This is a genomic window from Paracoccus sigandri (assembly GCF_003709565.1).
Lineage (GTDB): Bacteria > Pseudomonadota > Alphaproteobacteria > Rhodobacterales > Rhodobacteraceae > Paracoccus > Paracoccus siganidrum.
Genome location: NZ_QNRC01000002.1, coordinates 166,908 through 188,008 on the forward strand (window position 1 = coordinate 166,908; position 21,101 = coordinate 188,008).

18 protein-coding genes are annotated in these 21,101 nt (G+C 67.0%); 10 read left to right on the forward strand and 8 right to left on the reverse strand.

What is annotated here, in order from left to right:
* Positions 1–4 precede the first annotated feature (4 nt).
* Genes narJ through C9E82_RS02360 form a run of 4 tightly spaced genes read right to left on the reverse strand, consistent with a single transcriptional unit; the run spans position 5 to position 8,746 of the window.
* Positions 5–694, reverse strand: a complete 690-nt coding sequence (narJ, locus tag C9E82_RS02345; RefSeq protein ID WP_119896522.1) for a nitrate reductase molybdenum cofactor assembly chaperone — start codon at positions 692–694, stop codon at positions 5–7.
* The gene (gene narH / locus C9E82_RS02350) at positions 691–2,208 is read right to left on the reverse strand and encodes a nitrate reductase subunit beta (protein WP_119896523.1); all 1,518 of its coding nucleotides are present in this window, start codon (positions 2,206–2,208) and stop codon (positions 691–693) included. Before narH ends, narJ begins: the two co-directional genes overlap by 4 nt.
* Positions 2,205–6,041: a nitrate reductase subunit alpha gene (locus C9E82_RS02355; protein WP_119896524.1), complete on the reverse strand. Its 3,837-nt coding sequence runs from the start codon at positions 6,039–6,041 to the stop codon at positions 2,205–2,207. Before C9E82_RS02355 ends, narH begins: the two co-directional genes overlap by 4 nt.
* 14 nt (positions 6,042–6,055) lie before the next feature.
* Complete coding sequence (locus C9E82_RS02360) at positions 6,056–8,746, reverse strand: nitrate/nitrite transporter (protein WP_240643403.1); 2,691 nt, start codon at positions 8,744–8,746, stop codon at positions 6,056–6,058.
* Positions 8,747–9,053: 307 nt separating this feature from the next.
* On the opposite strand from C9E82_RS02360, the gene C9E82_RS02365 reads away from it, so the two are divergent.
* Together C9E82_RS02365 and C9E82_RS02370 are read left to right on the forward strand one after the other, a co-directional pair.
* The gene (locus C9E82_RS02365; RefSeq protein ID WP_119896526.1) at positions 9,054–9,758 is read left to right on the forward strand and encodes a helix-turn-helix domain-containing protein; all 705 of its coding nucleotides are present in this window, start codon (positions 9,054–9,056) and stop codon (positions 9,756–9,758) included.
* A 124-nt stretch (positions 9,759–9,882) separates the two neighbouring features.
* Positions 9,883–11,037 carry an HPP family protein gene (locus C9E82_RS02370; RefSeq protein WP_240643399.1) on the forward strand — a complete coding sequence of 385 codons (1,155 nt, stop codon included), beginning with the start codon at positions 9,883–9,885 and terminating at the stop codon, positions 11,035–11,037.
* Positions 11,038–11,058: 21 nt separating this feature from the next.
* Here C9E82_RS02370 and cobS read toward each other — a convergent pair whose 3' ends face one another.
* Positions 11,059–12,030: a cobaltochelatase subunit CobS gene (gene cobS, locus C9E82_RS02375; RefSeq protein WP_119896528.1), complete on the reverse strand. Its 972-nt coding sequence runs from the start codon at positions 12,028–12,030 to the stop codon at positions 11,059–11,061.
* Positions 12,031–12,252: 222 nt separating this feature from the next.
* Between cobS and C9E82_RS02380 the strand changes: the two genes are divergently transcribed.
* The 8 genes from C9E82_RS02380 to C9E82_RS02415 all read left to right on the forward strand — a co-directional run bounded on the left by C9E82_RS02380 (position 12,253) and on the right by C9E82_RS02415 (position 19,141).
* Entirely contained in the window at positions 12,253–12,675 is a 423-nt protein-coding gene (locus C9E82_RS02380; protein ID WP_122449182.1) for a sigma factor, read from the forward strand.
* Positions 12,672–13,130: a hypothetical protein gene (locus C9E82_RS02385; RefSeq protein WP_119896530.1), complete on the forward strand. Its 459-nt coding sequence runs from the start codon at positions 12,672–12,674 to the stop codon at positions 13,128–13,130. Before C9E82_RS02380 ends, C9E82_RS02385 begins: the two co-directional genes overlap by 4 nt.
* Positions 13,131–13,154: 24 nt before the next feature.
* Positions 13,155–14,150 carry a DUF808 domain-containing protein gene (locus C9E82_RS02390; protein WP_119896531.1) on the forward strand — a complete coding sequence of 332 codons (996 nt, stop codon included), beginning with the start codon at positions 13,155–13,157 and terminating at the stop codon, positions 14,148–14,150.
* Positions 14,151–14,225: 75 nt separating this feature from the next.
* Positions 14,226–14,852, forward strand: a complete 627-nt coding sequence (locus C9E82_RS02395) for a LysE family translocator (RefSeq protein ID WP_119896532.1) — start codon at positions 14,226–14,228, stop codon at positions 14,850–14,852.
* A 154-nt stretch (positions 14,853–15,006) separates the two neighbouring features.
* The gene (gene ugpB, locus C9E82_RS02400; RefSeq protein ID WP_119896533.1) at positions 15,007–16,326 is read left to right on the forward strand and encodes a sn-glycerol-3-phosphate ABC transporter substrate-binding protein UgpB; all 1,320 of its coding nucleotides are present in this window, start codon (positions 15,007–15,009) and stop codon (positions 16,324–16,326) included.
* 76 nt (positions 16,327–16,402) lie between these two features.
* Positions 16,403–17,281 carry a sn-glycerol-3-phosphate ABC transporter permease UgpA gene (gene ugpA / locus C9E82_RS02405; protein WP_119896534.1) on the forward strand — a complete coding sequence of 293 codons (879 nt, stop codon included), beginning with the start codon at positions 16,403–16,405 and terminating at the stop codon, positions 17,279–17,281.
* Positions 17,281–18,129 carry a sn-glycerol-3-phosphate ABC transporter permease UgpE gene (gene ugpE / locus C9E82_RS02410; protein ID WP_119896535.1) on the forward strand — a complete coding sequence of 283 codons (849 nt, stop codon included), beginning with the start codon at positions 17,281–17,283 and terminating at the stop codon, positions 18,127–18,129. Before ugpA ends, ugpE begins: the two co-directional genes overlap by 1 nt.
* Positions 18,130–18,133: 4 nt before the next feature.
* The gene (locus tag C9E82_RS02415; RefSeq protein WP_119896536.1) at positions 18,134–19,141 is read left to right on the forward strand and encodes a sn-glycerol-3-phosphate import ATP-binding protein UgpC; all 1,008 of its coding nucleotides are present in this window, start codon (positions 18,134–18,136) and stop codon (positions 19,139–19,141) included.
* A gap of 9 nt (positions 19,142–19,150) precedes the next feature.
* Here the strand turns inward: C9E82_RS02415 and C9E82_RS02420 are convergent, their stop codons facing one another.
* The 3 genes from C9E82_RS02420 to pdxH all read right to left on the reverse strand — a co-directional run bounded on the left by C9E82_RS02420 (position 19,151) and on the right by pdxH (position 21,028).
* Entirely contained in the window at positions 19,151–19,663 is a 513-nt protein-coding gene (locus tag C9E82_RS02420) for a DUF192 domain-containing protein (protein ID WP_119896537.1), read from the reverse strand.
* On the reverse strand, positions 19,650–20,255 hold the full coding sequence (locus tag C9E82_RS02425; protein ID WP_119896538.1) for a cold-shock protein: 606 nt from the start codon (positions 20,253–20,255) through the stop codon (positions 19,650–19,652). Before C9E82_RS02425 ends, C9E82_RS02420 begins: the two co-directional genes overlap by 14 nt.
* 170 nt (positions 20,256–20,425) lie before the next feature.
* Positions 20,426–21,028 carry a pyridoxamine 5'-phosphate oxidase gene (gene pdxH, locus C9E82_RS02430; RefSeq protein WP_119896539.1) on the reverse strand — a complete coding sequence of 201 codons (603 nt, stop codon included), beginning with the start codon at positions 21,026–21,028 and terminating at the stop codon, positions 20,426–20,428.
* Between the last annotated feature and the right edge of the window lie 73 nt (positions 21,029–21,101).

The window sequence follows — 21,101 nt, forward strand, 5'->3', positions numbered from 1 at the left end:
TCCTCTAGCTGGCGGTCGCGGGGGCGCGCGGGGCGTCCATGCGGGCAAGGATGTCGCGGCTGACCGGGCAGCCGGCATTGGGATCGGGGCCGAAGGTCACCTGCGCCTCGGCCCAGACCGCGTCCAGCGCGGCCAGGTCCTCGGGGTCGTCGTCGGGGATCTCGGCCAGCGCGGCGGGCAGGTCGGCGGGTTCGGTCGCGGCCAGCCCGGCCAGCGCGGTCAGCACGGCGGCATAACGGGTTTCACGGCGCAGCAGCCGTTCCGACAGCGCCACCAGGATATGCCCGGCATCGGCCAGCATCGCCTGCGCCTCGGCCAGGGGCCGGGTGGACAGGTATTCCAGCAGCACCGGCAGGTGGTCGGGCAGTTCCGTCCCGGCCAGGTCGAAGCCATGGGCGCGATAGGTCTCCAGCAGGTCGACCATCGCCCCGCCCCGGTCGCGGCTTTCGCCATGGACATGCTCGAACAGGTTCAGCGACAGCGTGCGCGAGCGGTCGAACAGCAGCACATAGCGTTCCTGCAGGTCATAGAGATCGCCGTCACGCAATTCGCGCAGCAGCTGGCCGATCTCTTCCATGCGCTTGGGTCCCAGCAATCCCTCGGCGTGCAGCACCGCGTCGATTTCGGGCAGCGCGGCGATCAGGTCGGCCTCGGGATAGGACAGCAATGCGGAAAGTGCCTTGAAGGTCTTCATGCGATGAACTCCTGCGGGCTGCGGAACTTCTTGCCGCCGAAAAGCGAGGGCGTGTCGCCCGAAGAACAGCCGTGCCCGTCGGTAAAGCCGCAGCCGCCCTTCAGGTCATAGGCATCCTCGACCACCTCGCGATGGGTGGTGGGGATGACGAAGCGATCCTCGTAATTGGCGATGGCCAGCAGGTGATACATCTCGTCGATCTGGTGCGGCGTCAGGCCGACGCGCTTGGCCACGCCCAGGTCGACCACCCCGTCGATGGTCTTCGCCCGCATGTAGGAGCGCATGGCCAGCATCCGCTCCAGCGCGGTGGCCACCGGCGCCTCGTCCCCGGCGGTCAGCATGTTGGCCAGATAGCGCAGCGGGATGCGCAGCGACCGCACGTCGGGCATGTCGTCCTGCGCGGCGATCCTGCCCGCTTCGGCCGCGTTCTGGATCGGCGACAGCGGCGGCACGTACCAGACCATCGGCAGGGTGCGGTATTCCGGGTGCAGCGGGAAGGCGATCTTCCATTCCATCGCCATCTTCCAGATCGGGCTGTTCTGCGCGCCCCTGATCCAGTCCTCGGGCACGCCCTCGGCGCGGGCGGCGGCGATCACCTCGGGGTCGCTGGGGTCCAGGAAGACGCCCAGCTGCGCGTCATAGAGATCCGTCTCCGCCTCCGACGAGGCGGCCTCGGCGATCCTGTCGGCGTCATAGAGCATCACCCCCAGATAGCGGATGCGGCCGACGCAGGTTTCCGAACAGACCGTCGGCTGGCCCGATTCCAGGCGCGGATAGCACAGGATGCATTTCTCCGACTTCCCGGTGGACCAGTTGTAATAGATCTTCTTGTAGGGGCAGCCCGAGACGCACATCCGCCAGCCCCGGCACTTGTCCTGGTCGATCAGCACCACGCCGTCCTCCTCGCGCTTGTAGATCGCGCCGGACGGGCAGGAGGCCACGCAGGTCGGGTTCAGGCAATGCTCGCACAGCCTGGGCAGATACATCATGAAGGTGTTCTCGTATTCGCCATAGATCTCCTTCTGGATGCCCTCGAAGTTGTAGTCCTTGCCGCGCTTCTCGAATTCGCCGCCCAGGATCTCCTCCCAGTTCGGGCCCCATTCGATCTTCTCCATGCGCTGGCCCGAGATCTTCGAACGCGGCCGGGCGGTCGGGAAGGCCCGCATCTCGGGCGCGGATTTCAGGTGGTCATAGTCGAAATCGAAGGGCTCGTAGAAATCGTCGATCTCGGGCAGGTCGGGATTGGCGAAGATATTGGCCAGGATCCGCCACTTGCCGCCCTGCTTGGGTTGCAGATGCCCCGAGCGGGTCCGCACCCAGCCGCCGTTCCAGCGCTTCTGGTTTTCCCAGTCCTTGGGATAGCCGATGCCGGGCTTGGTCTCGACATTGTTGAACCAGGCGTATTCGACCCCCTCGCGAGAGGTCCAGACGTTCTTGCAGGTCACCGAACAGGTATGGCAGCCGATACACTTGTCCAGGTTCAGCACCATGCCGATTTGCGCGCGCACTTTCATTCCGCTGCCTCCGTCGCTTGGGTTGCGGGTCCCGTTTCCAGGGGTTCGTCCAGCCAGTCGATCCTGTCCATCTTGCGGACGATGACGAATTCGTCGCGGTTCGCGCCGACCGTGCCGTAATAGTTGAAGCCATAGCTCTGCTGCGCATAGCCGCCGATCATGTGGGTGGGCTTGGGCACGATGCGCGTGACCGAGTTGTGGATGCCGCCGCGCTGGCCGGTGATCTGGCTGCCCGGCGTGTTCACGATCTTTTCCTGCGCGTGATACATGAACATGCTGCCTTCCTTCATCCGCTGGCTGACCACCGCGCGGGCGGCGATCACGCCGTTGCTGTTGAAGACCTCGACCCAGTCGTTATCGACCAGCCCGGCCGTGCGGGCGTCGGTTTCCGACAGCCAGACCACCGGCCCGCCGCGGTTCAGCGTCAGCATCAGAAGGTTGTCGGTATAGGTCGAATGGATGCCCCATTTCTGGTGCGGGGTCAGGAAGTTCAGCACCACATGCCTTTCGCCGCTGGCCAGCGATTTCGTGGCATCCGCGCCGATGGTCTTCAGGTCCACCGGCGGGCGCCAGGTCACGAAGCCCTCGCCAAAGGCCCGCATCCATTCGTGGTCCTGATAGAGCTGCTGGCGCCCCGTCAGGGTCCGCCAGGGGATCAGCTCATGCACGTTGGTCCAGCCGGCGTTATAGCAGACCTCCTCGCTTTCGATCCCCGACCAGGTGGGCGAGGAGATGATCTTCCTCGGCTGGGCGGCGATGTCGCGGAAGCGGATCTTCTCGTCCTCCTTCACTTCGGCCAGGTGCTTGTGATCGCGGCCCGTCGCCTTGGACAGCGACTGCCAGGCCTTCACGGCGACCTCTCCGTTCGTCTCGGGGGCCAGCATCAGCACCACCTCGGCCGCGTCGATGGCGGTCTCGATCCGCGCCATGCCGCGCGTCGGGCCGTCCTCGGTCACGCGGCCGTTCAGGGCCTGCAGGTGATGGACCTCCTCGGCCGTGTCCCAGCTGATCCCCTTGCCGCCATTGCCCAGCTTCTCCATCAGCGGGCCCAGCGCGGTAAAGCGCCGGTAGAGGTTCGGGTAATCGCGCGTCACCTCGATATAGGCGGGCGCGGTTTTGCCGGGGATCAGCTCGCATTCGCCGCGCTTCCAGTCGCGCACGGCGGGCTGGGCGATCTCGCCGGGGCTGTCATGCTGCAGGGGCAGCTGCACCACGTCCGTCTCGACCCCCAGGATCTCGGGCGCGATTTCCGAGAACTTGCGGGCGATGGACTTGAAGATCTCCCAGTCGGAGCGCGATTCATAGGCCGGGTCCACCGCCGCCTGCAGCGGGTGGATGAAGGGATGCATGTCCGAGGTGTTCATGTCGTCCTTTTCGTACCAGCTGGCGGTCGGCAGGACGATGTCGGCATAGACGGCGGTGGTCGACATGCGGAAGTCGATCGTCACGAGCAGGTCCAGCTTGCCTTCCGGCGCCTGGTCGTGCCAGGCGGCCTCGACCGGCTTCTGGCGGCCCTCCTGCCCCAGGTCCTTGCCCTGCACGCCGTGATCGGTGCCCAGCAGGTGCTTGAGGAAATATTCATGCCCCTTGCCCGAGGACCCCAGCAGGTTCGAGCGCCAGACGAACAGGTTCCGCGGCCAGTTTTCCGGCGCGTCGGGATCCTCACAGGACATCTGCAACCCGCCGGATTTCAGCTCGCGCGCGACGTAATCCTTGACGGCGATGCCCTCGGCCTTGGCCGCGCGGCCGACCTCCAGCGGGTTGGTCTTCAGCTGCGGGGCCGAGGGCAGCCAGCCCATCCGTTCGGCGCGGATGTTGTAGTCGATCAGGCTGAGCCGGTTCCAGTCGCCCTCGGGCGCGGTGGGCGACAGGATTTCCTGCGCGCTGACCGTCTCGTAGCGCCACTGGTCGGTATGGGCATACCAGGCGCTGGTCGAGTTCATGTGCCGCGGTGGCCGTGCCCAGTCCAGCGCGAAGGCCAGCGCCGTCCAGCCGGTCTGCGGGCGCAGCTTTTCCTGGCCGACGTAATGCGCCCAGCCGCCGCCCGACTGGCCGACGCAGCCGCACATCACCAGCATGTTGATGACCGCGCGGTAATTCATGTCCATGTGGAACCAGTGGTTCATCGCCGCGCCGATGATGATCATCGACCGCCCGTTGGTCTTTTCGGCATTGGCGGCGAATTCGCGCGCCACCTGGATGATCTTGTCGCGGCGCACGCCGGTGATGCGCTCGGCCCAGGCCGGGGTGAAGGGCACGTCGGCGTCATAGTCGCGGGCGACATTTTCGCCGCCCAGGCCCCGGTCCAGACTGTAATTGGCGCAGAGAAGGTCGAAGACCGTGGCCACCAGCGCCTCGCTGCCATCGGCCAGCACCACCCGGCGGGCGGGCACGTTGCGGGTCAAGACCTCGCCCCGGTCGTCCAGCGCGAAGCCGTTGGTGGCCGCGCCGCCGAAGAAGGGGAAATCCACCGCCGCGACCTGGTCGTGATCGCCCTCCAGGATCAGGCTCATCTTCAGGCGCACGTCGCGCGCGCCGGCCTTCTGCTCAAGGTTCCAGCGCCCGGTCTCCATGTCCTTGCCGCCCGAGGTGCCGGTCTCGGCCACCCCCGCCGCCTTGCTGGGCGCGACGCCGCCCTCGGCCGTCCAGCGATAGCCGATCGAGCCGTTCGGCGCGACCAGATCGCCGCTGGTCTCGTCGATCGCCACGGTCTTCCAGTCCGGGTTGCCGCGCTGGCCCAGGGCATCGGGCAGGTCGGAGGCGCGCAGCTGCCGCCCCGCCACCAGCCGGTCGCCCTGCCGGTCCAGCACCACCAGCATCGGCATGTCGGAATAGCGGCGGCAGTAATCCTCGAAATACTCGGCCTGCCGGTCCAGGTGGAATTCGCGCAGGATGACGTGGCCGAAGGCCATGCCAAGCGCCGCGTCGGTGCCCTGCTTGGCGTTCAGCCAGATGTCGCCGAATTTCGCGGCCTCGGAATAGTCGGGGCAGATCACCGCGGACTTGGTGCCCTTGTAGCGCACCTCGGTATAGAAATGCGCGTCGGGCGTGCGGGTCTGCGGCACGTTCGAGCCCCACAGCAGCAGATAGCCCGCATTGTACCAGTCGGCCGATTCCGGCACGTCGGTCTGTTCGCCCCAGGTCATCGGCGAGGCCGGCGGCAGGTCGCAATACCAATCGTAGAAGGACATGCAGGTCCCGCCCAGAAGCGACAGATAGCGCGTCCCCGCCGCATAGGAGATCATCGACATGGCCGGGATGGGCGAGAAGCCGAAGACCCGGTCGGGGCCATATGTCTTGGCGGTATAGGCATTGGCGGCGGCGGTGATCTCGGTCGCCTCGTCCCAGGTCGCGCGCACGAAGCCGCCCTTGCCGCGGATGCGGGTATAGCTGGCGCGGGCCTGCGGATCCTCCTGGATCGCGGTCCAGGCCTGGATCGGGGTCATGGTCTTGCGCTTCTCGCGCCACAGCTTCATCAGCCGGCCGCGGATCAGCGGCGTCTTCACCCGGTTCGCGGAATAGAGATACCAGCTGTAGGAGGCGCCGCGCGCGCAGCCGCGCGGCTCGTGGTTCGGCAGGTCCGGCCGGGTGCGCGGATAGTCGGTCTGCTGCGTCTCCCAGGTGACGATGCCCGACTTGACATAGATCTTCCAGGAGCAGGAGCCGGTGCAGTTCACCCCATGGGTGGAGCGGACGATCTTGTCGTGGCGCCAGCGCGAGCGATAGGTCTCTTCCCAGTCGCGGTTCTCGGTCGTGGTCTGGCCATGCCCTTCCGCGAACACGTCCTTGCGGGCGGGTTTCAGGAAGTTCAGGCGATCCAGCAGATGGCTCATGGCTGTCTCCTATGTCAGGCTGGATTGGCGGCGCCGTCGGGGGCGCGGCGATGTTCGATGTCGTGCAAAAGCCCGCCCGGCCGGGTGTAGAAGACCCAGGTCACGGCAAGGCAGACGACGTAGAAGGCAAGGAAGGCCCACAGCGCGCCAAGCGCCGATCCGGTCATGGCGATCGAGCTGCCATAGGCCTTGGGGATGAAGAAGCCGCCATAGGCGCCGATCGCGCTGGTGAAGGCGATGATCGCGGCGGATTCGCGGTCGGACTGGCGGCGGCGCTCCTCGGGCGACAGCTGCGGCTCCAGCCGGGCGACTTCCTTGCGCATGATCACGGGGATCATCTGGAAGGTCGAGGAATTGCCGACCCCGGTGAAGAAGAACAGCGCCATGAAGCCCGCGAAGAAGCCCGCGAAGGACAGCGCCTGCAGCGAGACGATCACCAGCGCGACCGACACGATCATGCCCGCGAAGACCCAGAAGGTGACGCGCCCGCCGCCGACCCGGTCGGCCAGCCAGCCCGAACCCGCCCGGCTGAGCGCGCCGACCAGCGGCCCCAGGAAGACGAATTGCAGCGCGTTCACCTCGGGGAAGGCCAGCCCGATCAGCAGCGGGAAGCCCGCCGAATAGCCGATGAAGCTGCCGAAGGTGCCGATATAGAGGACGCACATCACCCAGTTATGCTTGCGCGTGAAGATCACCGCCTGTTCGCGGAAACTGGCGCGGGCATCGGTGATGTCGTTCATGCCCAGCCAGGCGGCCACGGTCGCGGCGATGACGAAGGGCACCCAGACGAAGCCCGCGTTCTGCATCCACAGCTGCCCGCCATCGGACAGCTGCTGCGGCGCGCCGCCCATGGCGCCGAAGACGCCCATGGTGATGACGATGGGCACCAGGAACTGCAACAACGACACGCCCAGGTTGCCCAGCCCGGCATTCAGCCCCATCGCGTTGCCCTTTTCCGATTTCGGGAAGAAGAAGCTGATATTGGCCATGGACGAAGCGAAGTTGGCCCCGCCCAGCCCGCAGAGCAGCGCCAAGGCGATGAAGATCAGATAGGGCGTGGTCGGGTCCTGCACCGCATAGCCGATGCCCATGGCCGGGATCAGCAGCGAGGCGGTCGACAGCGTCGTCCACAGCCGCCCGCCGAAGATCGGCACCATGAAGCTGTAGAAGATCCTCAGCGTCGCCCCCGACAGCGCCGGCAGCGCCGCCAGCCAGAACAGCTGGTCCTGCGAGAAGGCGAAGCCGATCGAGGGCAGCCGGGCGACGACGACCGACCAGACCATCCAGACCGCGAAGGCCAGCGTCAGCGCCGGGATCGAGATCCACAGGTTGCGCCGCGCGACCTTGCGGCCCTTCTCGGCCCAGAAGACCGGGTCCTCGGGGCGCCAGTCCTCCAGCACGCGCGGCATCACGGTCCGCTCGGGGTCGTGGACCTCGGCCAGTTCGGGGAAGCTGGGCAGCCGGTCCAGCGCAGCGCCGTGGGCGCGCCGCTCCATCGCGCGGATCGACAGGTGCATCCAGGCCATCGACACGGCGACGACCAGCAAGAGCAGCGCGAAGCTGGAGGTCCAGATGCCGGTCAGGTCCAGAAGCGCGCCGAAGACGATGGGCAGGATGAAGCCGCCCAGCCCGCCGATCATGCCGACAAGCCCGCCGACCGCGCCGACATGGTTCGGATAATAGACCGGGATGTGCTTGAAGACCGCGGCCTTGCCCAGGCTCATGAAGAACCCCAGCGCGAACAGCGTCACCACGAAGGGCCACAGCCCCATCTCGGTCGAGAAGGTGATGATCCCGTCCTTGCCGCGGATCGCGTAATCGGTCGGCGGATAGGACAGCATGAACAGGAACAGCGCGCAGAAGCCGAAGGTCCAGTACATGACCGTGCGGGCGCCGAAACGGTCCGACAGCACGCCGCCATAGGCGCGGAAGACGCTGGCCGACAGGCTGAAGGCCGCCGCCGCCATCCCGGCGACGCGCAGATCGACCCCGTAGACCTCGGTCAGGTAATGCGGCAGCCACAGCGCCAGGGCGACGAAGCCGCCGAAGACGAAGAAATAATAGAGCGAGAAGCGCCAGACCTGCAGCTTCCTCAGCGGCGCGAATTGCTGGGCCAGCGTGGGCGCGGCGATCCCCTGCGCGCGGCGGGCCTCGAAATCGGGATCGTCGCGGGCGGCCAGCAGGAAGAACAGGCCCATCAGCGCGATGCCGACGGCCCAGATCTGCGCCACGGCCTGCCAGCCCCAGGCGACCAGCACGAAGGGCGCCAGGAACTTGGTCACCGCCGCGCCGACATTGCCCATCCCGAAGATGCCAAGCGCGGTGCCCTGCCGCTCGGTCGGGAACCATTTCGACACATAGGCGACGCCGATGATGAAGCTGCCCCCGGCCAGCCCGACGCCGAGCGCCGCCAGCAGGAAGCCGGCATAGGTGCTGGCCCAGGTCAGCGCCCAGGTCGCCAGCGCCGTGAACAGCATCTGCAGCGAGAAGACCAGCCGCCCGCCATAGCGTTCCGTCCAGACGCCCAGGATCAGCCGGCTCAGCGATCCGGTCAGGATCGGGGTGGCGATCAGCAATCCGTATTGGAACTCGGTCAGGCCGAGATCCTCCTTGATGGTGATCCCGATGATCGAGAAGATCGTCCAGACGGCAAAGCACAGCGTGAAGGCGGTGGTGCTGAGCCACAGCGCCTTCTGCTGCTGCATCGGGGACGGAGAATGTAGATCCGGCATGGCGGCTTGCTCCGATTGGTCTGTCGCGCGTTCCATTTGCCTCGAAGCAGCATGGTAAGGTGACAGGGCGATTTGATCTCGGTCAATCCGCGGATTCGGCGCCGGGAAAAGCGCGCTCTTTTGGATTTTGACAAATGACCGCCACGAAAGCGTCAAATCCTGGGGGCGCATTCGCCTGTCGGCCGGGCGACAAATCCGGCCAATGCAATTGACAAAAGTCAAAAATGCCGCGAGGGTGAATCACCGCTCCCGCCAGCCATCCCGCCGCCAAGGACAGCCCATGCGCGAAGAAGACCGGGCCGAAATCCGCAACCTGCCGCTGTTTCGCGACATGGCCAGCCCGGCCTTCGACGCGCTGATGCACGCGGCCTATGACCAGGTCTTTCCCGCCCAGCTGGAGCTGATCCGCCAGGGCGAAGGCGCGAATTTCCTGCATGTCGTGCTGGAGGGCGCGGTCGAGCTCTATGCCCGGTGGCGCGAGCACGAGACCACCATGGCGGTGGTCCAGCCGGTCGCCACCTTCATCCTGGCCGCCTGCATGCGCGACGCGCCCTATCTGATGTCGGCGCGCACGCTGCAGCGCTCGCGGATCGTGCTGATTCCGGCGGTGGACGTGCGCGCCGCCTTCGCCCGCGATCCGGGCTTCGCGATGGCGGCGGTCCAGGAACTGTCCGAGGGCTATCGCAGCCTGGTACGCCACGCCAAGAACCTGAAGCTGCGCAATGCCCGCGAAAGGCTGGGCGCCTATCTGCTGCAGAAATCCCAGGAGGCGGGCGAGGCGAAGGGCTTCGTGCTGCCGCAGGAAAAGCGGCTGCTGGCCTCTTACCTGGGGATGACGCCGGAAAGCCTGTCGCGGGCCTTCAAGGCGCTGAAGGCGCATGGCGTCCATATCGACGGGATGCGCGTCATCATCACCGATCCCGCCGCGCTCAGGGCGCTGGCCCAGCCCGACAGCCTGCTGGACGCGGTGCTGAACATCCCCTGACGCACGGGCCGACTCGGGCCCCGACGCGCGGGCCGTCATCTACAACCCAAGACGGGCTTTTCCCGGTTCTGCCTTCGCGATATGCAGCGACGGCTTGGGCATGTTCATTCTGGCGGCAAATGACGTGAAACTGCTTGCGAATTCGGCTTTTCGGGCGCTTGGCCCCGCCATCCCGCCCGGCTCGCCGCGCGAGGCGGTGCGGGCCGGCATCGGCGCGCTGATCGGGGTGGCGCTGGCCGGGCTGCTGCTGCTGACCTTCACCGAGGACCAGCGGCTGGGCCTGTGGCTGATCGCGCCCTTCGGCGCCACTTCGGTGCTGGTCTTCGCGGTTCCCAGCAGCCCGCTTGCCCAGCCATGGTCGGCCGTGGTCGGCAACACGCTGTCGGCGCTGTGCGCGGTGCTGGTCTGCATGTTGGTCGCCGATCCCTTCATCCGGGTTCCGCTGGCGGTCGGGCTGGCGATCGCGGCGATGATCCTTCTGCGGGCGCTGCACCCGCCCGGCGGCGCCGTCGCGATGACCGCCGCGCTCAGCCCCGACACGATCCGCGAGCTGGGCCTCGGCTTCGCGCTGTGCCCGGTCGCGCTGGGAACCGCGATCCTGGTCCTGGTCGCGGTCCTCTACAGCCGCCTGACCGGCCGCCACTATCCGTTCCGCCAGTTCGAGCAGAAGAACGTCCACGGCACTGACGACCACGAGCCGCTCGAGCGGATCGGGCTGAGCGAGGCGGAACTGACCGACATCCTGACCCAATACCGCCAGACGCTGAACCTGGGCGTCGAGGACCTGGTCCGGCTGATCTCGGCGGCCGAGCTGCGGGCGGCCGGGCACCGGGCCGGGCCGCTGACCGCGTCAGACATCATGTCGCGCGACCTGGTCACGGTCGGCCCCGAGACCGTGCTGAACGACGTGGCCCAGCTGTTCCAGCGCCACGGCTTCATCTCATTGCCCGTGGTCGAGAAGGACGACCGCTTCCTGGGCGTGATCTACCAGATCCACCTGATCCGCAAGGTCTCGGACGAGAGCCGCGGCATCGGCGGCAGGTTCCGGGCGGTGCTGGCGCGGCAGCTGCGCGACCGGCGGCTGCGCGCGGCGCAGATCATGTCGACCGACGTGCCCACGACCACGCCGGACGCGCCCATCGCCACGCTGCTGCCGAAACTGGCCGATGGCAGCTGCGACGCGGTTCCGGTGCTGGACGGCGGCCGGATCGTCGGCATCGTGACCCGCACCGACCTGATCGCCGCGCTGGCCCGCCAGAGCCTGCGGCAGCCGGCCTGAGCCGGCCAGCCGCGAGACCGGTCAGCCGGCCTTCGCGGCGGCGCTTTCCGGCAGTTCCTCGTCGAACAGGCGCTGATAGAACTCGGCCACGGTCTGGCGCTCCAGCTCGTCGCATTTGTTCAGGAAGGTCAGCCGGAAGGCATAGCCGACATTGTCGAAGATCCGCGCGTTCTGCGCCCAGCTGATGACGGTGCGCGGCGACATGACCGTGGACAGGTCGCCCTGCATGAAGGCGGTCCGCGTCAGGTCGGCCAGCGTCACCATCTGGCTGATCAGCTTGCGGCCCTTTTCCGTGTTGTAGGTCGGGTTCTTGGCCAGCACGATGTTCGTCTCGGCGTCATGCGACAGATAGTTCAGCGTGGCGACCAGCGACCAGCGGTCCATCTGGCCCTGGTTGATCTGCTGGGTACCGTGATAGAGCCCGGTCGTGTCGCCCAGGCCGACGGTGTTGGCGGTGGCGAACAGGCGGAACCAGGGGTTCGGCGTGATGACCTCGTTCTGGTCCAGCAGCGTCAGCTTGCCGTCGGCCTCCAGCACGCGCTGGATCACGAACATCACGTCGGCGCGGCCGGCGTCGTATTCGTCGAAGACGATGGCGGTCGGGTTGCGCAGCGCCCAGGGCAGGATGCCCTCGTGGAAGACCGTCACCTGCTTGCCGTCGACCAGCTTGATCGCGTCCTTGCCGATCAGGTCGATCCGGGAAACGTGGCTGTCCAGGTTCACCCGCACGCAGGGCCAGTTCAGCCGCGCCGCCACCTGCTCGATATGGGTCGATTTGCCGGTGCCGTGATAGCCCTGGATCATCACCCGGCGGTTATAGGCGAAGCCCGCCAGAATCGCCATGGTGGTGTCGGGGTCGAACTTGTAGGTCGTGTCGATCTCGGGCACGCGGTCGCTGCGCTCGGCGAAGCCCTTCACCTTCATGTCGCTGTCCAGACCGAACACCTCGCGCAGGTCGATCTCTTCGGTGGGTTTCGCGTTCTGCTCCAGCATGGTCGGGCCCTTTCATCGCAACGCCGCCTTGATCGCGCATTCGCAGGCCGCGCGCAAGCGGGGCGCGCAGCCTTCCGGCCCCGACCGCGCCCCGACCTCGCCCCGGCCTCGCGTTGACGCGCCGGGCAGCGCCCCATAAGGTCGGCCCGGCAAGAGGAACGGCAGACGAGGCACGAGGTGCAGCAAGCGCGACAGACCCAGATCGGAGGCCTGCTTTCGCGTGTGGCTTCGGGCGACCGGGCGGCCTTCGACATGCTCTACGAGGCGACATCGGCCCAGCTGCACGCGCTGGGGGTCTCGATCCTGAAGGACCGCCCCATCGCCGAGGATGCGCTGGAGCAGGTCTATCTGCGGATCTGGTCCGAGGCCGGCCGGCAACCCGAAAGCGGGCTTTCGCCGATGGCATGGCTGCTGACGCTGACCCGCGAGATGGCGCTGGAACGGATGCGGGCCGAGGGCCTGCCGGGCGGGCTGACCCGCCCCGACCCGGTCGAGGCGCTGTGGCTGGAAGGCGCCAGCCTGCAGGCGCTGGCCCGGCGCGAGGGGCGGACCGCCCCGGCGATGCGCGAATTGCTGCGCGCGCGGCTGGCCGCCCTGCGCGGCGGCAGGGCACCGCAGGAAGCGGCGCAAGGGGCGGCGAGATGAGCGACGAGACCACCCCGCCCCCTGCCCCGAAGGAACCGGACCCGAAGGAACCGGACCCCAAGGATGCTGTGCCGAAGGATGCTGTCCCGAGGGATCCGGCTCCGACCGATCCCGTCCCCGCCGATTACGACGAGATCCTGGCGGCCGAGCTGGCCCTGGGCCTGCTGGAGGGCGAGGAGGCCGCCGCCGCCGTCGCGCGGCTTTCCGCCGACCCGGTCTTCGCCGAGGATCTGCGCGCCTGGCAGGAACGGCTGGCCGGGACGGCGCTTGGGCTGACCCCGGTCATGGCCCCGGCCCGCGCCCGCCAGCGCATCCGCGAGAAACTGGGCCATGCCGCCGCGCCGCTGAGTGTCGATCCGCTGGAAAAGCCCTCGCGCTGGCCGCGGCTGCTGGTCGTTCTGGCCTTGCTGGCCGTCGGCGCCGCGATCTGGTGGGTCCTGGCGCAGCCCGGCTAGGCAGGAACAGCGAAAGAGGGCGGGATGAGCGGACTGATCGCGCTGCTGGACGATGTGGCAAGCATTGCGAAGGTGGCGGCGGCCTCGGTCGACGATGTCGCGGGACAGGCGGCCAAGGCGGGGGCCAAGGCGGCCGGCGCGGTCATCGACGACGCGGCGGTGACGCCGAAATATGTCCATGGCTTCGATGCCGGCCGCGAATTGCCGATCGTGTGGAAGATCGCGAAGGGGTCGATCTTCAACAAGCTGGTGATCCTGCTGCCGGTGGCGCTGCTGCTGTCGGCCTTCGCGCCCTGGGCGATCTCGCCGCTGCTGATGCTGGGCGGGGCCTATCTGTGCTTCGAGGGGGCCGAGAAGATCGCCCATGCCTTCGGCCATGGCGACCGGCACGACAGCGACAGGCACACCAACCCCGAAGGCGACGGCGCCGCGCTGGAAGAGGCGCGGGTGGCCGGCGCGATCAAGACCGATTTCATCCTCTCGGCCGAGATCATGACCATCGCGCTGTCCACCATCCCCGCTGACGACGCGCTGTGGATGAAGGCGATGATCCTTGCGGTGGTCGGGCTGGGCATCACCGCGGCGGTCTATGGCGCGGTGGCGCTGATCGTGAAGGCGGACGATGTCGGGCTGCACCTGGCGACCCGGCGCCGGGGCGCGACGGCGGCGCTGGGGCGCGGGATCGTCAAGCTGATGCCGGGGCTGATGCGGGTGCTGACGGTGGTCGGCACGGCGGCGATGCTGTGGGTCGGCGGGCAGATCATCGTCCACGGGCTGCACGAGCTGGGCTGGCACGTCCCGTATGACTGGATCCGCCAGCTGGCCCAGACCGCGGCGGCGGCCCTGCCGCAGGCGCCGGGCGTCGTCGCCTGGATGGTCACGGCCATCCTCGACGGCCTTCTGGGGCTGATGCTGGGGCTGGCGCTGATCCCGGTGGTGGAACGGGCCATCAACCCGCTGCTGGCCGCCACCGTGCTGCCGCTGATCGCGACCTTGCGCGGGACGCCAGGCAGGGACTGAGCCGCCGCCGCAAGACATTGCATCGGCGCGCGATCGGCGCAAGGATGGTGCCGTCAACCTGCCGGGAGCCGTGCCATGCCGATTGAGACGCTGATCCTGTTCATCCCCGCCTGTTTCGCGCTGAACATGGCCTTCGGACCCAACAACCTGCTGTCGCTGACCATCGGCGCGGGGCACGGGATGCGGGTGGCGATGCTGGGCTCTCTGGGGCGGCTGGTCGCCTTCGCGCTGATGATCGCGATATCGGCGCTTGGCATGGGGGCGCTGCTGATGGCGTCCGAGCTGGCCTTCACGCTGGTCAAGCTGGCGGGCGCGGCCTATCTGGTCTGGCTGGGCCTGCGCCTTCTGCGCTCGGGCGGGGCCATCGACGCCCGGGCGCTGCGCGCGCCGCAGGGCCGGCCGCGCGATTTCATGCGGCAGGAATTCCTGGTCGCGGCGGGCAATCCCAAGGCGATCCTGATCTTTACCGCCTTCTTCCCGCAATTCGTCGCCCCGCTGGCCTATTGGCAAAGCTTCCTGCTGCTGGGGGCGGTCTTCCTGCTGCTGGAAGTGATCGCCATCGCCGTCTATGCCTATTTCGGCACGCGGCTGACCGGGCTGATGCGCAATGCCCGCAGCCTGCACTGGATCAACCGCATCAGCGGCGGCACGATGATCGCCTTCGGCGCCGCGCTGGCCCTGTCGCGCCGCCCGGCGGGGTGATCGCCGGGGCGTTCGGCGGGCCCTCCGGTGACGTAACGCATCGCGTTGACCAAACAGTCAAAGACTGTCACATTCCGTTCACAATAATGTTGCGAGACCGTCACCGGGCACCGCTAGGCCGGGCGACGAAACGCAACTCCATTGGGAGGAAAACATGTCTCGACTTCTCACCGCCTCTGTCGCGGCTCTGATCGCGTCGCTGACCGCCGCGCAGGCGCAAACCGACATCCAGTGGTGGCACGCCATGGGCGGCGAGCTGGGCGCCAAGCTGGAAGAGATCACCCGCAACTTCAACGACAGCCAGGACGAATACCGCGTGGTGCCGTCCTACAAGGGCACCTATCCCGAGACGATGACCGCCGCCATCGCGGCCTTCCGCGCCCGCCAGCAGCCCGCCATCGTGCAGGTCTTCGAGGTCGGCACCGGCACCATGATGGCCGCCGAGGGCGCCGTCGTCCCGGTCCACCAACTGATGGCCGACCATGGCGAGAGCTTCGACCCGCAGGCCTATCTGCCCGCCGTCGTCGGCTATTACAGCGACACCGAGGGCAACATGCTGTCGCTGCCCTTCAACAGCTCGACCCCGATCCTGTATTACAACAAGGACGCGTTCGAGAAGGCCGGGCTGGACCCCGAGCAACCGCCCGAGACCTGGGCCCAGCTGGAGGAATTCGCCACCCGGATCCGGGAATCGGGTGCGGCCAGCTGCGGCTTCACCTCGCGCTGGATCAGCTGGATCCAGACCGAGAATTTCAGCGCCTGGCACAACCAGCCCATCGGCACGCTGGAAAACGGCCTTGGCGGACAGGATGCGCGGCTGACCCTGAACGGCCCGGCGCAGGTCAAGCATTGGGAAAACCTGAAGCGTTGGGCCGACGAGGGGCTGTTCAAATATGGCGGCCCGGTGGCGGGCGACGGCGCGGCGCCGCTGTTCTATTCGCAGGAATGTGCGATCTACATGGAAAGCTCGGGCGGGCGCGCCGGGATCATCGCCAACGCCACCGATTTCGAGGTCGGCTTCGGCATGCTGCCCTATTACGACGACATCGAGGGCGCGCCGCAGAACTCGATCATCGGGGGCGCGACGCTGTGGGTGCTGTCGGGCCGGCCGGACGCGGAATACGAGGGGGTCGCGCGCTTCTTCGAATATCTCTCCAGCCCCGAGGTCCAGGCCGAATGGCACCAGTTCACCGGCTATCTGCCGATCACCCAGGCGGCCTATGACCTTGGCAAGGAACAGGGCTATTACGAGCAGAACCCCGGCACCGAGGTCAGCATCCAGCAGATCACGCTGAACGAGCCGACCGAGAATTCCAAGGGCCTGCGCTTCGGCAACTATGTCCAGATCCGCGGCATCATCGACGAGGAGTTCGAGCAGCTTCTGTCGGGCGCCAAGGATGCGCAGGGCGCGCTGGACAGCCTGGTGCAGCGCGGCAATGCGCTGATCGAGGAATTCCAGGCCCAGAACCAGTAACCGCCGACGCAAGGGGCCGTGTCACCGCGACGCGGCCCCTTCCTTCGTCCGCCGCCCACCGCCAACCGGAGTGCCGATGAAGCGCACGATCTTCAGCAACCAGCTGCTGCCCTGGCTTCTTCTGGCGCCGCAGCTTGCCATCACCTTCATCTTCTTCCTGTGGCCCGCCGCGCAGGCGATCCGGCACAGCGTGCTGCGGCAGGACGCCTTCGGCATCAACACGAACTTCGTCGGGCTGGCCAATTTCCGGGCGCTGATGAACAGCGCCCAATACCTGAATTCGCTGCAGGTGACGGTGGTCTTCGCGATCTCGGTCACGCTTCTGTCGATGGGCTTCTCGCTGCTGCTGGCGGTGGCGGTGGACCGGATGATCCGCTCGACCAGCGTCTATACGACGCTGCTGGTCTGGCCCTATGCGGTGGCCCCCGCCGTCGCGGGGATCCTGTGGTGGTTCATCTTCAACCCGACCATCGGCGTCATGCCCTATGTGCTGGACGTGGTCGGCTACAACTGGAACCACATGACCTCGAAGACCGACGCGATGATCCTGGTGGTGATCGCCAGCGCCTGGAAGCAGATCAGCTACAACTTCCTGTTCTTCGTGGCCGGGCTGCAATCGATCCCCGCCAGCCTGCGCGAGGCCGCGGCCATCGACGGCGCGGGACCGGTGCGGCGCTTCTTCGACATCACCTTCCCGCTTCTGTCGCCGACGACCTTCTTCCTGATGGTGGTCAATATCGTCTACGCGATGTTCGACACTTTCGCGGTCATCGACGCCACCACCGAGGGCGGCCCGGCGCAGGCCACCAATATCCTGGTCTACAAGGTCTATTTCGACGGCTTCGTCGGCCAGAACATGGGGTCCTCGGCGGCGCAGTCGGTGATCCTGATGCTGATCGTGATCGCGCTGACCGCCATCCAGTTCCGCTATGTCGAGAAGAAGGTGGCCTATTGATGATCGAGAACCGCCCCTTCCTGAACCTGCTGGCGCATCTGACGCTGATGCTGGGCGTCGCCATCGTCGCGCTGCCGGTCTGGCTGGCCTTCGTCGCCTCGACCCACGGCCCGACCGACTTCATGTCCGGCACCGTGCCGATGTGGCCCGGCCCGCGCCTGGTCGAGAATTACAGCCGGCTGCTGGAGACCGGCGTCTCGACCAGCGGGACGCCCCCGGTCGGCACGATGATGGTGAACAGCCTGATCATGGCGCTGTCCATCGCCATCGGCAAGATCGTCATCTCGATCACCTCGGCCTTCGCCATCGTCTATTTCCGCTTTCCCTTCCGCAACCTGGCCTTCTGGTGCATCTTCATCACCATGATGCTGCCGGTCGAGGTCCGCATCGTGCCGACCTTCCAGGTGGTGGCGGATCTGGGGATGCTGAATTCCTATGCGGGCCTGTCGATCCCGCTGATCGCATCGGCCACCGCGACCTTCCTGTTCCGCCAGGTCTTTCTGACCATCCCGGACGAGCTGACCGAGGCCGCCCGCATCGACGGCGCCGGCCCGCTGAAATTCTTCCGCGACATCCTGCTGCCGCTGTCGCGCACCAATATCGCGGCGCTGTTCGTGATCCTGTTCATCTATGGCTGGAACCAGTATCTGTGGCCGCTGCTGATCACGACCAGCGCGGATTACTATACCATCGTCGCGGGCATCAAGCGGATGGCCGACGCGGTGGACGGCGTGCCGCAGTGGCACCTGGTCATGGCGACGGCGATGCTGGCCATGCTGCCCCCGGTGGCGGTGGTGATCGGGATGCAGCGGCTGTTCGTCAAGGGCCTGGTCGAGACGGAGAAATAGAAGAATGGCATCCATCACCCTCTCGAATGTCGGCAAGGTCTATGCCGGCGGCACCCGCGCCATCGGCGACGTGAACCTGGAAATCGCGGATGGCGAGTTCATCGTGCTGGTCGGGCCGTCGGGCTGCGGCAAGTCCACGCTGCTGCGGATGATCGCCGGGCTGGAAAGCATCACCGACGGCGAGGTGCGCATCGGCGACCGCGTGGTCAACCAGGTCGAGCCGGCGGACCGCGACATCGCCATGGTGTTCCAGAACTACGCGCTCTATCCGCACATGTCGGTGCGCCAGAACCTTGCCTATGGGCTGAAGAACCGCCGCACCCCCAAGGCCGAGATCGAGCGCCGCGTGGCCGAGGCCGCCGAGATCCTGCAGATCGGTCCCTATCTGGACCGCAAGCCCCGCGCCCTGTCGGGCGGGCAGCGCCAGCGGGTGGCGATGGGCCGGGCCATCGTGCGCGAACCGGCCGCCTTCCTGTTCGACGAGCCGCTGTCGAACCTGGACGCCAAGCTGCGCGTCGCCATGCGGCTGGAGATCAAGCAGCTGCAGCAGCGGCTGGGCACGACCTCGATCTACGTGACCCATGACCAGCTGGAGGCGATGACGCTGGCCGACCGGCTGGTGGTTCTCAGCGCCGGGCGGGTCGAGCAGATCGGCACGCCGCTCGAGGTCTATCGCCGCCCCGCCACCGCCTTCGTCGCCGGCTTCATCGGCAGCCCGGCCATGAACCTGATCCCGGCCCGCGCCGTCGGCCACCTGCCGGGCACCGCCCATGCCGGGCTGGTCGGCATCCGCCCCGAGGACCTGACCATCACCCCCGAGGGCAATATCGAGATGCAGGTCCAGGCGATCGAGGAACTGGGCGCGCAACGCCTGGTCCACGGGCTGACCGGCGGCGAGACGCTGACCGTGACCATGCCCTCGGACATGCCGGTCTCGGACATGCTGCGGCTGTCGGTGCGGCGCGAGGCGCTGCACCTGTTCGAGGCCGAAAGCGGCCGGCGCATCGGCTAGGCGGGCCGCCTAGCGGCAGGGCCAGGCGGCGCGCGCCGCATCCAGGCGCGGATGGGCCAGCGCCTGCCCCACGCGCAGCCCCAGCCGCGCGGCCTCGCCGCCGCCGATTTCCAGCACCATCAGCCGTTCGGGATCGGGGTCGCCCGGCGCGGCGCCGGGGATCGGGGTCTCGTCCAGCGGGCGGGCCTGGGGGTGGATATGGCGGATCACGCCGCGGTCATCGATGAAGACGATGTCCAGCGGAATGAAGGTGTTGCGCATCCAGAAGAACAACGGCGCGGGGCGCGGATAGACGAACAGCATCCCCTGCCCCCGCGGCAAGGACCGCCGGAACATCAGCCCCTGCGCCCGCGAGGCGGCATCGTCGGCGATCTCGACCCGGATCTTCAGCGGCGCCGAATCACCCTGCAGCAGCACCAGATCGTCGGCGCAGACCGGCGCGGTCGCGAAAGCCGCGCTGCCCGAAAGCAGCGCGGTGAAGGCAAGTGTCAGAAAGGCAGATCGAATCCTATTCGGCCACATGGGCCAGATCTTCGACCTGTTCGCCGACTTTGTCATCCTTCAGGCCTGCGGCGACGGCCTTATGGGAGGGGCAGTTGGCGCTGTCCCAGCTGCAGATCTGCGCCGCCATCAGGCCGCGCGGGCCCTCGATGACGCGGATGCAGACGGCCTCGCCGATGGCAAGGTCGCCGAAGCCGGAATGGCGCAACACCTCGATATGGATGAAGACGTCGTCCCCATGCCCGAAGATATTGGCAAAGCCGAAGCCCTTCGCCTTGTCGAACCATTTCACCCGTGCCGGGCGCAGCGGCAGGTCATCGATCTGCTCGATCACCTCCTTGCCCAGATCGGCGATCGGCGGCGTGCCGTCGCTGGCCGGAGGCTCGATGCTGACGATCTCGCTGGCCTGGAGGCCGCGCGACGTCGGCTGCACCCAGGCGCTGATGCGCGACTGGTCCGCCACCGAGCTGCGCCCGAAATTGCGCAGCACGTTCGCGTGAAGAAGAATGTCCGACTGACCGTCTCCGTTCACGATGAACCCGTAACCCTTGGCAGGGTCATACCATTTCACAAGCCCTGTTATCAGGAACGGCTTGTCTTCATCCTTTGTCATCACTTCACCGTCATGCGCGGGACGCGTTCTGAGGTCGGAGACCGGTATCGGTGCGATACACCGTTCAGTTGGGTTTACTTCGACCAAAGACCGCGCGGGCTGGTGGTGCCACCGCGCTTGTTTGTTGCCTTAAAGGGGGATGTTGAGCCGCCTTTTCGTCGCCGTCAACCTTAAGGTGAAAGTCTTTTGACCGACCAGCGATTGTTTGCCTGCAGTTCCCAGCAAAAACGATCATGCAGGCGGAAGGCGCCATCGGCCCAGAACTCGATCTGCACAGGCCGGATGCAAAATCCCCCCCAGAAGGGCGGCCGCAGCGGGTTGGTGCCGTGAATCAGCCCCTGCCGCGCGGCCTCGGCCATCAGCGTGGCGCGACTCTCCAGCGGCCGCGACTGCGCCGAGGCCCAGGCGCCCAGCCGGCTTTGCAGCGCCCGGCTGGCGAAATAGGCATCGGCCTTCGCGCCCTCCTCGCGCGTCACCGTGCCGCGCACCCGGATCTGGCGGCGCAGCGATTTCCAGTGCATCACGAAGGCCGCCTTGCCGGTCGCCGCGATCTGCCGGCCCTTGGCGCTTTCGTAATTGGTATAGAAGACGAAACGGTCCGCGCCGATCTCCTTCAGCAGGACCATGCGCACATCGGGCATCCCCGCCTCGTCCACCGTCGCCAGGGCGATGGCGTCGGGATCGTTCGGCTCGGTTTTCTCCGCCTCTGCCAGCCAATTGCGGGCGATGGCGAAGGGATCCTCTCCTGCAAAGATACCACTGCGATCTGCCATGTTTCCCCCTTGCGCTTGATGCCGCCAGACCTTTCGCCTAAGCACATCACAAAGGGTTGAAACCGCGAGGAGC